Origin of the sequence: Campylobacter sp. 10_1_50 (assembly GCF_000238755.1) — a bacterium.
In the GTDB taxonomy this organism is placed as follows: Bacteria; Campylobacterota; Campylobacteria; order Campylobacterales; family Campylobacteraceae; genus Campylobacter_A; species Campylobacter_A concisus_R.
In genome coordinates, this window is record NZ_JH414895.1 from 1 (window position 1) to 1,114 (window position 1,114).

Consider the following 1,114-nt stretch of genomic DNA (forward strand, 5'->3'; position numbering starts at 1 on the left):
CTTCCTAACCTCTTCAACTATAGCTTTAGCCATCTCATCTACTTCTGATGTTACTTCGTTAGCTTGGTTTGCAATTACCACGTTTTCTTTTGTTAGATTATCTATTTGAGCAACTGATTGATTTATCATATTTATGCCTTCACTTTGCTCTTTGATTGATTCACTCATCTCATTTATTGATTGAGCTAGGACATTTGCATTTGCCTCTATTTCACCAAGTGATTTTTGAGTTCTTTCTGCTAGTTTTCTAACTTCATCAGCCACTACGGCAAATCCTCTACCATGTTCTCCTGCTCTTGCTGCTTCTATTGCAGCATTAAGAGCAAGTAAATTTGTTTGATCTGCTATATCTCTTATTATTACGATGATATTTTTTATCTCTTCGGATTGTCTTGTTACATCTTCTGCTTTTTGACTTATTGCATTCATTGAGCTAGACATTTGTTCAACTGCAGCAGCAGATTCTTGAAGTGAGCTTGCTTGTGTGCTAGCACCTTGTGTAAGCTCTTTCATAGCTTCAGCTAGAGTTGTAGCCTTTTCTTCAAGCATCTTGGCATCATTTAAATTTGAGTTTAACATAGTGCAAATTACTTCACCCATATTTGATACTCCGAGTATCATAGCCTTTAGATCAGCCTCTAGCTCTTCGTTTATCTCAACCTTTGCTGTAAAGTCGTTTTTAGTATATGAGCTAAGAACATTTGTTATGCCCTTTAAATTTGCTGAGATAGATGTAAAGAATTTATTTAGTAGCTCTTTTAGTTCATTTAGCGATGGGTTGTTTGGAGTTGAGCCTATCTTTGCTCCAAGGTTTCCTTTGATCATTAAATTTGCTACCTTATTTAGCTCATCTATCATAGTGCTATCTTTTTTGATGCCAGCTACTACTTTATCGATGTTTTCATTTATCGCTTTACTCATCTCACCAAATTCATCATTTGATCTTACCTCTAGCTTGCTTGGTGCTTTTGCTTCGTAAGTTACAAATTTAAACACATCATCAAGCTTAGACTGGATGATTTTTATAGGGTTAAGAGACTTTTTAAGTAAGAAATAGACAAATGCTGAGAGGATAACTATAAATAGCACTGCTAGGATTAGTTGGATCTTTAGG

Annotated in this window: 1 protein-coding gene; it reads right to left on the minus strand. The window is 35.3% G+C overall.

The features are described from left to right. Positions 1-1,107 (minus strand): methyl-accepting chemotaxis protein (locus HMPREF1019_RS09640; protein ID WP_410369114.1); only part of this gene is annotated, 1,107 nt, incomplete at its 3' end. Between the last annotated feature and the right edge of the window lie 7 nt (positions 1,108-1,114).